Raw genomic sequence first — 13,515 nt, forward strand, 5'->3', positions numbered from 1 at the left:
GCCGGGCCCTGCCAACCACCATGACCATCCGGCGAAGTGCACACAACCGCACCCATCGCCCAGGTCATCGCAGCATTAAAACTCCACCACCGCAAACTCCGCCTTGCCCACGTCGCACAGCGGGCAGCGCCAGTCTTCCGGGATGTCCGCGAAGCGCGTTCCCGGCGCGATGCCTTCTTCGGGCAGGCCGTCTTCCTCGTTGTAGATCCAGCCGCAAATCAGGCAGACCCAGCTCTTGTATTCGGTCACTTCGATTACTGCGCTCACGACACACTCTCTCGTTCAATGCAATGGCCGGCTTGCTCTGCCCCTTTTCGGGGCGGCGCGGCGACCCGCAATATTACAGGAATTTGTCAAATCGACCCCAGGCGCCCGATGCGGCGCCGCCGCAACGCATCCGCGGCGGGTCCGTGCGCGAGCGACGAGCCTCGTCACACACCGCGTGTATGCTTCGATTTGTAACTACTTGATTAGATTGACGCGGCGCGCGCCTCGCACGTATTGCGACGATCGGTCTCAGGCGAGGGGGCAGGCGGTGTCGAGTGTCCGGATCTTCGTTCCCAAAGGAGAAAACGATGTTTAAAAACAGATGGTTGATTGGCATCGCGGCGGCTGGGCTGCTCGCCGCGTCGGGCGTGGCGCAGGCGGCGGGCGTGAGCTTCGTGCAACCGGCGGACGGTGCGACCGTCACCAATCCGGTGCACGTCGTGTTCGGCCTCGACGGCATGAAGGTCGCGCCCGCCGGCACGATGACGGAGGGCACCGGGCATCACCATCTGCTGATCGACGGCAAGCCTGTACCGAAGGGCGAGGTCATTCCCGCGACCGACAAATCTCTGCACTTCGGCAAAGGCCAGACCGAAACCGATCTGACGCTGCCACCGGGCGACCATACGCTCACCCTGCAATTCGGCGACGGCGCGCATCGCTCGTATGGACCGGAGATGAGCAAGACGATCACGGTGCACGTCAAGTAAGCAGCGGTTCGACACGGCCGGGCCGGCGCACGTATGGCCCGCCCGCGCCGATTGCATTGCTCGTTGCGTTGAGCGGGTCCTCCCGCCCGGTACAATGAGCGGTTCCGGCTCATCGCTGTCTTCTTCCATTCCCATGTCGCTTTACACCATTACCGGAGCCCAGCTGGCGTTCGGCCACGTCGCGCTGCTCGACCACGCGGATTTCTCGCTCGAAGCGGGCGAGCGCGTCGGGCTCATCGGGCGCAACGGCGCTGGCAAGTCGTCGCTGTTGAAGATCGTCGCCGATCTCGCCAAACCCGACGACGGCCTCGTCACGCGTCAGCAGCATCTGAGCACGGTCTACGTGCCGCAGGAGCCTGAGTTCGACGCCGACGACACCGTGTTCGACGCGGTCGCCGCCGGTCTCACCGAGGCGCGCGCGCTGCTCGACGAATACGATGCGGTTGCGCATCAGCTCGCCGACACGCCCGAGGGCGCGGAACACGACGCGCTGCTCGCGCGCATGAACACGCTGCAATCGTCGCTGGACGCCGCGGACGCATGGAACTGGAGCACCCGCGTCGCGACCACGCTGCAGCAGATTGGCCTGAACGGCGAAGCGCGCGTCGGCTCGCTGTCGGGCGGGATGCAGAAGCGCGCCGCGCTCGCGCGCGCGCTGGTCGTGCAGCCCGATGTGCTGCTGCTCGACGAGCCAACCAACCATCTCGACTTCGACGGCATCCGCTGGCTCGAAGATCTGCTGGTCTCGCTGCGCGCGGGGCTGCTGTTCATCACGCACGATCGCGCCTTTCTCGACCGGGTCGCGACGCGCATCGTCGAACTCGATCGTGGGCGGCTGCTGTCGTATCCGGGCAATTTTTCCGCGTACCAGACGCGCAAGGCGCAGCAGCTTGAAGTCGAGCGCATCGAGAACGAGAAGTTCGACAAGCTGCTGGCGCAGGAAGAGGTGTGGATCCGCAAGGGCGTCGAGGCACGCCGCACGCGCAGCGTCGGGCGCATCGCGCGGCTCGTGCAGATGCGCAACGAGCGCGCCGAGCGTCGCAACGTACAGGGCAACGTGAAGCTCGACGTCGGTCAGGGCGAGAAGTCCGGCAAGATCGTCGCGGAACTGACGGATGTCACGAAGCGCTACGGCGAGCGCGCGGTGGTCGATCGCTTCACGGCCACGGTGATGCGCGGCGACAAGATCGGCTTCATCGGTCCGAACGGCGCGGGCAAGACCACGCTGCTGAAGCTGATCCTCGGCGAACTCGCGCCGGACAACGGCAACGTGCGCGTCGGCACGAACCTGCAGGTCGCGTATTTCGATCAGATGCGCGCGGCGCTCGATCTGGAAAAGAGTCTCGCGGACACAATCAGTCCCGGCAGCGAGTGGGTCGAAATCAACGGCCAGAAGAAGCACGTGATGAGCTATCTCGGCGACTTCCTGTTCGCGCCGGAGCGCGCGCGTTCGCCGGTCAAGTCGCTGTCCGGCGGCGAGCGCAACCGGCTTCTGCTCGCGCGTCTGTTCGCGCGGCCGGCCAACGTGCTGGTGCTCGACGAACCGACCAACGACCTCGACATCCCGACGCTCGAACTGCTCGAAGAACTGCTGATCGACTACGACGGCACGGTGCTGCTCGTCAGCCACGATCGCGCGTTTCTCGATAACGTCGTGACGTCGGTGTTCGCATCGGAAGGCGGCGGCAAGTGGCGAGAATACGTCGGCGGCTTCACGGACTGGCAGACGCAACGCGATCGCTCGGAGCAACTCGCGCTCGAAGCGCAGAAAGAGGCGAGCAAGGAAGCGCCGAAAGAAGCGGCACCGAAGGAAAGCGCCGGGGGCCGCAATGCGCAGCGCACCGTGAAGCTGTCGTTCAAGGAGCAGCGCGAACTGGAGGCGCTGCCGAAAATGATTGCCGACCTCGAAGCCGAACAGAAGTCGATCGGCGCGCAGCTCGAAGACGGCTCGGTGTTTGCGAAGGATGCGCGTGAGGGCGCGCGTCTGACCGAGCGCTATGCCGAGATCGACGAAGAGTTGATGCTCGCGCTCGAGCGTTGGGACGAGCTGGAAAACCGCGTCAAGTAACGCAAAATGGTGCGAGCGCCGTGGTGCGCTCCACACCCATGATTCGACCCGACGTGCGCGGCCGGCACAAAAAACAATAGAAAACGCCGCCGCGCACCGCACCCATATATGCAGCGAGCGCACGCCCGTGCCTTTTCACCGGTACCTGCCGCGCAGCGGTCCCGCAAGCCTTCATTGCCACTGCGGCGCATGTCCCCCAGCGCCTGCCGCGCCTTATCCAGTCGGCTAGTTCAGCGCGACGTCAATTGCCGTCGTGATTGAAATCAGTACAATACCCCGCGAACAGGCTTCCCCGGCGGGCTCCACGGCCACGTCCGGCTTTCCAGCGCGCCAGCGGAAGCCGCGCAACAAAACAGCTTGCCCGCATCGCGGGCACCCCGCCTAACCCTGTTGTTTCGTTTCGCTTTTTTTGAAAACTCAACGCATTGTCCACGGCCCTGTCCACAGGACCTGTGGACAACGATGAACCGACGCACCGAGTCAATCATGTCTACGAAAAAGCCAAACGCCGCGTATAGCGAAGCGTCGATCAAGGTGTTGAAGGGTCTGGAGCCGGTCAAGCAACGACCCGGCATGTACACCCGCACCGAGAATCCGCTGCACATCATTCAGGAAGTCATCGACAACGCGTCGGACGAAGCCCTCGGTGGCTACGGCCGGCAAATTACGGTCACGCTGCACGCCGACCATTCGGTCTCGGTTGACGACGACGGCCGCGGCATTCCGTTCGGCCTGCACCCAGAAGAGGGCGTGCCGGTCGTCGAAATCGTTTTCACGCGCCTGCATGCGGGCGGCAAGTTCGACAAGGCCGCCGGCGGCGCCTATACGTTCTCCGGCGGCCTGCACGGTGTCGGCGTCTCGGTGACGAACGCACTGTCCACGCGACTCGACGTCACCGTGTGGCGCGACGGCAAGGTGGCTGAGTTGAGCTTCGCGCACGGTAACGTCGCGAAGCCGCTCGAAGTGCGCGCCGCCGCGAAGGGCGAGAAGAAATCCGGCACGCGCGTGACCGCGTGGGCCGATCCGAAGTACTTCGATTCGCCGAACCTGCCGCTCGGCGAACTGCAGCGTCTGCTGCGCTCGAAAGCGGTGCTGCTACCGGGCGTCGAAGTCACGCTCGTCAACGAAAAAACCGGCGAGCAGCAAAGCTGGAAATACGAAGACGGCTTGCGCGGCTATCTGCTCGAAGGCATGAACGGCAGCGATCTGCTGATCCCGCTGTTCGAAGGCGAGCGTTACGCGGAAAGCTCGCGTTCGAGTGAAGAGACGTTCGCCGAGGGCGAGGGCGCGGCATGGGTCGTTGCGTGGAGCGAGGAAGGTCCGCTCACGCGCGAGTCCTACGTGAACCTTATTCCGACGCCTGCGGGCGGCACGCATGAGTCGGGTTTGCGCGACGGTCTTTACCAGGCGGTCAAGAGCTTCGTCGAGTTGCACAACCTTCAGCCGAAGGGCGTGAAGCTGCTCGCCGAAGACGTGTTCGCGCGCGTGTCGTTCGTGCTGTCGGCAAAGGTCTTGGACCCGCAGTTTCAAGGGCAGATCAAGGAGCGTCTGAATAGCCGCGACGCGGTCAAGCTCGTGTCGTCATTCGCGCGGCCGGCGCTCGAATTGTGGTTGAACCAGCACGTCGAGCACGGCAAGAAACTCGCGGACCTCGTGATCAAGCAGGCGCAGGCGCGTACGCGCGCCGGGCAGAAGGTCGAGAAGCGCAAGAGCTCGGGTGTCGCGGTGCTGCCCGGCAAGCTGACCGATTGCGAATCGACGGAAATCGGGCGCAACGAGCTGTTCCTCGTCGAGGGCGACTCGGCGGGCGGCTCCGCGAAGATGGGTCGTGACAAGGAGTACCAGGCGATTCTGCCGCTGCGCGGCAAGGTGCTGAACACGTGGGAAACCGAGCGCGATCGCCTGTTCGCGAACAACGAGGTGCACGACATTTCGGTGGCGATCGGCGTCGATCCGCACAATCCCGACGACAAGGTCGATCTGTCGAATCTGCGCTACGGCAAGATCTGCATTCTGTCGGATGCGGACGTCGACGGCTCGCACATCCAGGTGCTGCTGCTCACGCTGTTCTTCAAGCATTTCCCGCAGCTGATCGAGCGCGGCCACGTGTGCGTCGCGCGTCCGCCGCTGTTTCGCGTCGATGCGCCCGCACGCGGCAAGAAGCCCGCGCAGAAGCTCTACGCGCTCGACGAAGGCGAGCTCGAGGCGATTCTCGACAAGCTGCGCAAGGACGGTGTGCGCGACAACCAGTGGTCGATCAGCCGCTTCAAGGGCCTCGGCGAAATGAGCGCCGAGCAGCTGTGGGACACCACGATGAACCCCGACACGCGCCGCCTGCAACCGGTCGCGCTCGGCGAACTCGACTACGACGCGACCGTCGCGCGCATGACCATGCTGATGGGCAAGGGCGAAGCGGCGTCGCGCCGCAGCTGGCTCGAAGAAAAGGGCAACGAAGTGGAAGCGGACATCTGAGCGCGTTGCGCTTCAGTTTCAGCTTCACGCGACATACGACACTTCAAGCCAAACACGGACACGGAATCTAGATGGACGACGATAACACTCTCGACCTTTTCAACGAACCGCCGTCGGATAGCGACGTGCTGACGCTCGGCAACTACGCGGAGCGCGCGTACCTCGAGTATGCGGTCAGCGTGGTCAAGGGGCGCGCGCTGCCGGACGTTTGCGACGGCCAGAAGCCGGTGCAGCGCCGCATCCTGTTCGCGATGAACGAGATGGGCCTCGGCGACAACGCGAAGCCGGTCAAGTCGGCGCGCGTGGTCGGCGACGTGCTCGGTAAGTATCACCCGCACGGCGACCAGTCCGCGTACGACGCGCTCGTGCGTCTCGCGCAGGACTTCTCGATGCGCTATCCGCTGATCGACGGCCAGGGCAACTTCGGCTCGCGCGATGGCGATGGCGCGGCGGCGATGCGTTACACCGAAGCGCGTCTGACGCCGATCGCGAAGCTGCTGCTCGGCGAAATCGACCAGGGCACGGTCGACTTCATGCCGAACTACGACGGCTCGTTCGAAGAGCCGAAGGTGCTGCCGGCGCGTCTGCCGTTCGTGCTGTTGAACGGCGCATCCGGCATCGCGGTGGGTCTCGCCACGGAAATCCCGTCGCACAACCTGCGCGAAGTCGCGAGCGCGGCAGTCGCGCTGATCCGCCATCCGAAGCTTTCGCACGCGGAACTGATGCAGCTTGTGCCGGGGCCGGACTTCCCGGGCGGTGGCCAGATCATTTCGAGCGAGGCGGAGATCGCCGCCGCGTACGAGACCGGCCGCGGCAGCCTGAAGGTGCGTGCGCGCTGGAAGATCGAAGACCTCGCGCGCGGCCAGTGGCAACTCGTGATCACCGAACTGCCGCCGAACACGGCCGCACAGAAGGTGCTCGAGGAAATCGAAGAACAGACCAACCCGAAGATCAAGCTCGGCAAGAAGGCGCTGACGCCCGAGCAGTTGCAGACGAAGCAGACACTGCTCGCGCTCGTCGACGCGGTGCGCGACGAATCGGGCAAGGATGCGCCGGTACGCCTCGTGTTCGAGCCGAAGTCGAGCCGCATCGACCAAACCGAGTTCGTCAACACGCTGCTCGCGCACACGAGCCTCGAATCGAACGCACCGCTGAACATGGTGATGGTCGGGGGCGACGGCCGGCCGCGTCAGAAGGGCTTGAGCGAAATCCTGCACGAGTGGATCGCGTTCCGTTTCGCGACGGTGACGCGGCGCACGCGGCATCGTCTGTCGAAGGTCGACGACCGGATTCATATTCTCGAAGGCCGGATGATCGTCTTCCTGAATATCGACGAAGTCATCCGCATCATCCGCGAATCGGACGAGCCGAAGACCGCGCTGATGGCCGCGTTCGGTCTCACCGACCGCCAGGCTGAAGACATCCTCGAAATCCGGCTGCGTCAGTTGGCGCGTCTCGAGAAGATCAAGATCGAGAAGGAGCTGGCCGAGCTGCGCGAAGAGAAGGCCCGGCTCGAAGAGCTGCTCGGCAGCGAATCGGCGATGAAGCGCCTGCTGATCAAGGAAATCGAAGCCGACGCGAAGCAGTTCGGCGACGAGCGCCGCACGCTGATCCAGCAGGAAAAGCGCGCGACGTTCGAAGCGCGCGTGGTCGACGAGCCGGTCACGGTCGTGGTGTCGCAGAAGGGCTGGGTGCGCGCGCTGAAGGGCCACGGGCTCGACACCGCGGGCTTCACCTTCAAGGCCGGCGACGGCCTCTACGCGGCGTTCCAGTGCCGCACACCCGACACGCTGATCGCATGGGGCAGCAACGGCCGTGTCTATTCGGTCTCGGTGGCTCAACTGCCCGGCGGGCGTGGCGATGGCGTGCCGGTCACGTCGCTGATCGAGCTCGAATCGGGTAGCCATCTGATGCACTACTACGCGGCGTCGGCGGAGCAGGCGCTGTTGCTCGCGTCGAGCAACGGCTTCGGCTTTATTGCGAAGGTCGGCGACATGGTGAGCCGCGTGAAGGCCGGCAAGTCGTTCATGACGATCGACGCGGGTGCCGCGCCGCTCGCGCCGATGCCGATGCTGCCGGACGCGGCGCAGGTCGCGTGTCTGTCGTCGGGCGGGCGTCTGCTCGTGTTCGGCCTCGACGAGATGAAGACCTTGTCGGGCGGCGGGCGCGGCGTCACGCTGATGGGGCTCGACGGCAACGAAACGCTCGTGCAGGCGCTGGCGATCAACAAGGCCGGCGTGATGCTGATCGGCACGCGCCGTGGTGGCCGTGTCGACGAGGAGAAGCTTGCCGGCGGCGAGCTTGCGGCGCATGTCGGCAAACGCGCGCGCAAGGGACGTGCGCCCGACAGCAAGATGAAGCTCGACGGCATGCGTCCGGTGCTGCCGGCTTAGTGGAGTCGATTTAACGTAGTTTGACGCTGTAAAACCACGGGCGCCTGCTAGCATGCGGGGCGCTCGCGGTCTGTCTTAATAAAGTCCGTCGCGCGAAGGGTTTGGAAAGCAAACGGGGAGCGGCTCGCTCAGTTGCTGTTGAGCGGGATCAAGTGTCCTAAACGGTGTGGCGTCGTCGGGAGAGGAAAACAATATGAACAAGGCTATCGAAGTCGCGCTTTTTCTGCATCTGCTTGGGGTGGCGGTGTGGGTCGGCGGTATGGTGTTCGCGCATTTCTGCCTGCGCCCGGCGCTTGGCGATCTGTCGCCGCAACTGCGCCTGCCGCTGTGGGAGTCGGTGTTCGGCCGCTTCTTCAACTGGGTCGGCGTGTCGGTGCTCGTGATCCTGATCACTGGCGGCTTCCTGCTGACGCAATTCGGCGGCGCTCACGCGCTTTGGCCGCTGCATGCGATGGCCGGTCTCGGCATCGTGATGATGCTGATCTTCGGGCATATCCGCTTCGCGGTGTATCCGCGCATTCGCCGCGCGGTGCAGGCACAGAAGTGGCCCGACGGCGCGCAGGCGGTCGGTACGGTCCGCCGTCTCGTGCTGATCAATCTCGTGCTGGGCGTCGTGACGATCGGCGTCGCGGTGCTCGCACGCGGGTTCTGATCGCCAGTTCGCCGATGGCGCGGCCGGCGTAGCGCGGCCCGCGCCGCGTCAGGTCGTAGCGCCGTACGCGAGCCACAAACCGCACGCCACCGCCACCGTTCCATACACGGCATACACCGGCACCTTCAGCTTCGCGAAGCACGTCGCGGAGAATGTCGCGGTCAGCAGATAGATCGGCTCCAGCGGTACATGCACGGCGATGCGCAGCACCGCGACCGCGAGAAACGCGGTCGTGACTGCGCGCAGAATCCTCATGCCGTGCTCGAAGCGCGGGTTCGCCTTCAACTGATGCAGATGCCGCTGCGCAAGCACGACGAGGCATCCCGACGGCACGAACAGCGCGAGCGTCGCGATCAGCGCGCCCAGCCAGCCATCGACCAGATAACCGAAGAACGGCACCACGTTCAGCAAGGGGCCCGGAGACAACGGCGACAGCGAAAACGCGAGCGTGAAGTCGTTATCCGATACGCCGACTGCCGGCGTGACGAACAGCGTCTTGAGCACCGGCAACGCCGAGAAGCCGCCGCCGAACAGCGTCATGCCGGCGCCCGCAAGGCGTGGCCACAGCAGCGCGAGTTCATAGCGCTGCGGCAGCGGCAGCGCGAACAGCACGAGTAGCGCGCTGAGCCCGGCCAGCAGCCGATAGTCGCCGCGCTCCAGCGACACGGTGAGACGCGAGTCGCGCTCCGGGCTCGCGAACCAGCCGGTGCCGAAGGCCGCGCCGAGCATCACCACATAGGCCGCGGCGTTGTGCGCATAGAACAGCGCAATGCTGCCGAGCAATGCCGCCGTCCATTCGAGCTTGCCGCGCACGAGCGCGCGGGTCTGCTTGTACCAGGTGATCGCGATCAGCGTCGCGAGCACGACGCTGAAGTGATGCAGCAGCGTTTGCGACGCGATCGTGTGCACGATGGACACGCGGTAGAAGATCGCGAACAGCGTCATCAATGTGAAGAAGGGCAGCACGCATGCCACACCGGCGACCCATGCGCCGGCGCGTCCGCGCAACGCGTGTCCGAGCTGCACAGCGACATTGCAGCCGACGGGTCCCGGCACCATCCACGCGAGCGCGATCAGATCCGAGAACGCCACGCGCGACAGCCGCCGCTGGCGTTCGACGTAGTGATGCTCGAGCTGCGCCATCAACGCGAGGCCACCCCACGACAGCGCTGACAGGCCGAACACAACCCGAAACAGCGTCCATAGCGGTTCCCGTTGCCCACGGCGGGCAGCCTCCTCGCTCGTGATGGTCTGCATCGGCGCTGCGGTGGCCCGCCGTGCGGGCGTCCGTCCTTTAATTGTTGGTGCTCGATACGCTGTTCATGTTGTCGGTTTCGTGCACGGCGCGGCGGCCGCCGACGTTGTTCACGCCACATACGCCGAAGCGCTCGAGCAGCGCCGGAATCGCCTCCACCGGCACCGGACGCGAGAACAGGAAGCCCTGTGCCTCGATATGGCCGAGCGCGGCCAGCCACGCAATCTGCTCCTCGGTCTCCGTGCCTTCGACCACCACCGTGAGCCCGAGCGAGCGCGCGAGGTTGACGATCGCGGTGACCATCACGCAGACGCTGCGGTCGCCCGGAATCGCCTGGACGAACGAACGGTCCACCTTCAGCGTATCGACGGCGAAGCGGTTCAGATAGGACAGCGAAGAATAGCCGGTGCCGAAATCGTCGAGCGCGATGCGGACGCCGAGACGCTTCAGCGCAAAGATTTTTTCGGCGACGACTTCCGGATATTCCATCATCGTTGTCTCGGTGATTTCGAGCTCGAGGCGGCGCGCGGAGATGCCGGTTTCCTCGATCGCGCGCGAGATCGTTTCGAACAGGTCGCCGCGCCAGAACTGCACCGCCGAAATATTCACCGCGAGCGACAGCGTGTCGTAGCCCTGGTGCTGCCATTGCGCGAGCTGGCGGCACGCCGTCTCGATCACGAAGTCGCCGATCGGCACGATCAGGCCGGTCGATTCGGCCACGGGGATGAATTCGCTGGCCGGGATCAGTCCGTGCTGCGGATGATTCCAGCGCAGGAGCGCTTCGAAGCCGGTGATGCAGCGACGCGTCAGATCGATCTTCGGCTGATACGCGAGGAACAGTTGCCCTTCGTCGAGCGCGACGCGCAACTGCTGTTCCCACTTCATCAGATGGTCCGCGCGATGTGACAGATGCGGCGAATAGAACTGGTAGCAGTTCTTGCCGGCGTCCTTCGCGCTGTACATCGCGAGGTCGGCTTTCTTCAGCAGGTCGATCTCGTTTTCGTTCGCGACCGAGTACAGCGCAATACCGATGCTCGCATGCAGCACGAACGAGCTGCCGCGCACCTCGAACGGCTTTGAGAACACATTGCTGGCGGCTTCGGCGAGCGTGACCGCGCGCTTCTCGACATCGTCACCCTTGATCACGACGACGAACTCGTCGCCGCCGATGCGGGAGAGCGCGCCGCCGTCGCCGACCGCGGCGGACAGGCGCGAGGCCGTCATCTGCAGCACGATGTCACCGGCGTTGTGGCCGAGCGTGTCGTTGACGGTCTTGAAGTTGTCGAGATCGATAAAAAGAATGGCGAGGCGGCCAAGATTGAACGGCTGCGCGACGTCCTGGCGCAGCGCCTGCAGCGTCGCATAGCGATTGCGCAGGCCGGTCAACAGATCGTATTCGACGAGATGCGTCATCTCGCGCTCGCGGCCGAGCAACTTGCCGATCAGGCCGGTCGCGACCGCGAAGAAGCTGAGCATGGCGAGCGAGACGAAGCCCGCCATCAGCAGATAGACGTTGCGCGTGTGGTTGTAGTCGGCGAATTCTTCGCCCTGCGAGAGACCCACGAGCACGCCGAGCGGATAGCCGTCGATGTGCCGGTACGACACGATGCGCGTGACGTTGTCGATCGAATCGACGTAGATGCCCGACACGTGCTCCGAAGTCGGATACGTGCCGCTCGCGGTGAACGTGCCGCTCGCCTTGTCCGCGTTGCCGGTGCGGCGCGCGAGCACCGTGCCGCTGTCCGAGATGACCGCAATCACGCCTTCGCGGCCGATCGCCGCGTTGTTGTAGAAGTCCGACGTGAAATAGCTCGGGTCTTCGGAGACGACGACGACGCCCGCGAACGAGCCGTCCGGATGATTCAGACGCCGCGTCATCTGCAGCGTCCAGTGACCCGATATGCGGCCGAGCACCGGCTTGCTGATGTATAGCTGGTCGTCGTTCTCGTGCTCGTGGACCTTGAAGTGCTCGCGGTCGGACAGGTCGATGTGAGCGGGATTGGGTTCGGCCGTATTAGCGATCAGTCTGCCGTGCTCGTCGATCAGCGACACCTGCACGAGCGTTTCGCTTTGCACGACGCTTTTTTCGACCGTGCTCGCGAGATCGAAATGATCGGGCGTCTTTTCGTACTCGTATTTGACGAAGCGCGTGATCTGATCGACCTGGTGAATCGCCTTGATGGTGTGCTGCTCGAGCGCTGCGGAAAGAATTGCGGACGACGCCATCGCTTCGCGGTACGTTGCATCCTTTTCTACCGACAGCCGCGCAAAGATCACGGTCCACAGCAGGACCAGTACCACTATGCCGAGAGCGGGAATGACGAGCAACGCACGACGGCGTGTGGCCATTGGATCGCGGTGTGGCCTGGTTTCGCGCGGGTCGGAGAAACGGGACTGAGTCATCGCTCGGCCCTTGACTGGGTGTTAGCCGCTTGCAAACGCACGGGCATCGACTGCGCGAAATAGTTGGATAGCTGCATGGTGACCAAGGTGCCAAAGCTGCCGCGCAGGAGGAGAGGGCGTTGCGCCGCGCCTGACCGTCCGCAGGTCATCGGATACGGTTCGTTCGTTATATCCGTCTCGATATTACTGAATGCCACTGGATTAAGGAAGCGTCCGGGCATGGGGTATACGCTGGCGCGCCGGGCGCGACGAATTCGGAGAACCAGGTATGGCAATGCCATCGCGCTGCGGCTTTTTGTGGTGTGTCGCGGCGACATGCGGCATCTCGTCATGGTCTGCGCGCGAGGCCGCAAGCCGCTTACGCGAGCCGGCACGTACCGTCGACGATCGTCACCGAAGGCCCGCCGATCCAGATCTTGCCGCGCGCATCGTCGTAGTGGACCGACACCTCGCCCGCGCGCCCGAGCACGGTGCCCTGACGCGCGGTGTAGCGCGCGCCCGGACGACGTTGCTGGAGGTTCAGGAGACCCGCGAGCGCGGCGTTGGCGCTGCCCGTCACCGGGTCTTCACCGACGCCGAAGCCGCCGCCCGCCATCAGGCAACGGACCTCGAACGTTGCCGGGCCGTCGGCGTCGTGCGGGCCGTACACGGCGACGCCGTGCGTGTCGACCGAATGCGCGAGTTCGGCGAGCGCGGCCGCATCCGGTTCGAGCGCGAGGCAGGCGCGTGCTGAGTCGACGCGCACGACGAGCCACGGTGCGCCATTGTCGACCGCGCACGGCGGCGCGCTGAAGTCGATCGCCTGACTACGTAAGGCCGTAGACAGCTCTTCGTAACGATGCTCGGCGAGCGGCGTCACGCGCGCGGGCGGCGCGGCAAACGCCCATGTGCCGTGAGCGCTGTCAGCGCCGTCGAGCGCTTCGAGTTCGACGAGACCCACGCCGCATTGCTGGATCAGCTTGCCGGCCTGCTTCGGCTGGTAGCCGCTTTCACGCAGAGCATGCGCGGTGCCGAGCGTCGGATGACCCGCGAACGGCAACTCGCCGCCCGGCGTGAAGATGCGCACGCGATAGTCGGCGGCCGCATCGGTCGGCTGCAGCAGAAACGTGGTTTCGGACAGATTGGTCCAGCGCGCGATGGCCTGCATCTGCGCGGTATCGAGCGCGTCGGCATCGAACACGACGGCAAGCGGATTGCCCTTGAACGGCGTCGACGTAAACACGTCGACCTGTTTGAAGCGAACGGTGTGAGCGGACATCGACAGGTCCCCGGCGCAATGGACGTGGAAGGAGTTC

The 13,515-nt window shown here is 64.7% G+C and carries 10 protein-coding genes; 5 read left to right on the forward strand and 5 right to left on the reverse strand.

The features are described from left to right. Nucleotides 1–75: 75 nt before the first annotated feature. Entirely contained in the window at nt 76–267 is a 192-nt protein-coding gene (locus L0U81_RS04310) for a rubredoxin (protein WP_230559936.1), read from the reverse strand. A 308-nt stretch (nt 268–575) separates the two neighbouring features. On the opposite strand from L0U81_RS04310, the gene L0U81_RS04315 reads away from it, so the two are divergent. Both L0U81_RS04315 and L0U81_RS04320 read left to right on the forward strand, forming a co-directional pair. After that, a complete protein-coding gene (locus L0U81_RS04315) occupies nt 576–977 on the forward strand; it encodes a DUF4399 domain-containing protein (protein ID WP_233800339.1) in 402 nt (133 codons plus the stop codon). Between the two features lie 133 nt (nt 978–1,110). Then, on the forward strand, nt 1,111–3,045 hold the full coding sequence (locus L0U81_RS04320; protein WP_233800340.1) for an ATP-binding cassette domain-containing protein: 1,935 nt from the start codon (nt 1,111–1,113) through the stop codon (nt 3,043–3,045). Nucleotides 3,046–3,286: 241 nt separating this feature from the next. Here L0U81_RS04320 and L0U81_RS04325 read toward each other — a convergent pair whose 3' ends face one another. Next, on the reverse strand, nt 3,287–3,478 hold the full coding sequence (locus tag L0U81_RS04325; RefSeq protein WP_233800341.1) for a hypothetical protein: 192 nt from the start codon (nt 3,476–3,478) through the stop codon (nt 3,287–3,289). A 53-nt stretch (nt 3,479–3,531) separates the two neighbouring features. On the opposite strand from L0U81_RS04325, the gene L0U81_RS04330 reads away from it, so the two are divergent. The 3 genes from L0U81_RS04330 (at nt 3,532) to L0U81_RS04340 (ending at nt 8,562) form a co-directional block, all read left to right on the forward strand. After that, nucleotides 3,532–5,517, forward strand: coding sequence for a DNA topoisomerase IV subunit B (locus L0U81_RS04330; protein WP_233800342.1), 1,986 nt, complete (start codon nt 3,532–3,534; stop codon nt 5,515–5,517). Nucleotides 5,518–5,588: 71 nt separating this feature from the next. Then, nucleotides 5,589–7,910 (forward strand): DNA topoisomerase IV subunit A, encoded by a 2,322-nt coding sequence (gene parC, locus L0U81_RS04335; RefSeq protein WP_233800343.1) that lies wholly within the window; start codon nt 5,589–5,591, stop codon nt 7,908–7,910. Nucleotides 7,911–8,103: 193 nt separating this feature from the next. Next, nucleotides 8,104–8,562, forward strand: a complete 459-nt coding sequence (locus L0U81_RS04340) for a CopD family protein (protein WP_233800344.1) — start codon at nt 8,104–8,106, stop codon at nt 8,560–8,562. Between the two features lie 48 nt (nt 8,563–8,610). Here L0U81_RS04340 and L0U81_RS04345 read toward each other — a convergent pair whose 3' ends face one another. The 3 genes from L0U81_RS04345 to L0U81_RS04355 all read right to left on the reverse strand — a co-directional run bounded on the left by L0U81_RS04345 (nt 8,611) and on the right by L0U81_RS04355 (nt 13,478). Continuing rightward, a complete protein-coding gene (locus tag L0U81_RS04345) occupies nt 8,611–9,819 on the reverse strand; it encodes a chromate transporter (RefSeq protein ID WP_233800345.1) in 1,209 nt (402 codons plus the stop codon). A gap of 37 nt (nt 9,820–9,856) precedes the next feature. Next, a complete protein-coding gene (locus tag L0U81_RS04350; RefSeq protein ID WP_233800346.1) occupies nt 9,857–12,220 on the reverse strand; it encodes a bifunctional diguanylate cyclase/phosphodiesterase in 2,364 nt (787 codons plus the stop codon). A gap of 358 nt (nt 12,221–12,578) precedes the next feature. Beyond that, complete coding sequence (locus L0U81_RS04355; RefSeq protein ID WP_233800347.1) at nt 12,579–13,478, reverse strand: PhzF family phenazine biosynthesis protein; 900 nt, start codon at nt 13,476–13,478, stop codon at nt 12,579–12,581. Nucleotides 13,479–13,515 lie beyond the last annotated feature (37 nt).

This window comes from Paraburkholderia sp. HP33-1, assembly GCF_021390595.1.
Taxonomy (GTDB): domain Bacteria; phylum Pseudomonadota; class Gammaproteobacteria; order Burkholderiales; family Burkholderiaceae; genus Paraburkholderia.

Bases quoted from the DNA above. Each gene is read 5' to 3' on its own strand.
- L0U81_RS04315 (WP_233800339.1), top strand. From the start codon at position 576: ATGTTTAAAAACAGATGGTTGATTGGCATCGCGGCGGCTGGGCTGCTC.
- L0U81_RS04320 (WP_233800340.1), top strand. From the start codon at position 1,111: ATGTCGCTTTACACCATTACCGGAGCCCAGCTGGCGTTCGGCCACGTC.
- L0U81_RS04330 (WP_233800342.1), top strand. From the start codon at position 3,532: ATGTCTACGAAAAAGCCAAACGCCGCGTATAGCGAAGCGTCGATCAAG.
- parC (WP_233800343.1), top strand. From the start codon at position 5,589: ATGGACGACGATAACACTCTCGACCTTTTCAACGAACCGCCGTCGGAT.
- L0U81_RS04340 (WP_233800344.1), top strand. From the start codon at position 8,104: ATGAACAAGGCTATCGAAGTCGCGCTTTTTCTGCATCTGCTTGGGGTG.
- L0U81_RS04345 (WP_233800345.1), bottom strand. From the start codon at position 9,819: ATGCAGACCATCACGAGCGAGGAGGCTGCCCGCCGTGGGCAACGGGAA.
- L0U81_RS04350 (WP_233800346.1), bottom strand. From the start codon at position 12,220: ATGACTCAGTCCCGTTTCTCCGACCCGCGCGAAACCAGGCCACACCGC.
- L0U81_RS04355 (WP_233800347.1), bottom strand. From the start codon at position 13,478: ATGTCCGCTCACACCGTTCGCTTCAAACAGGTCGACGTGTTTACGTCG.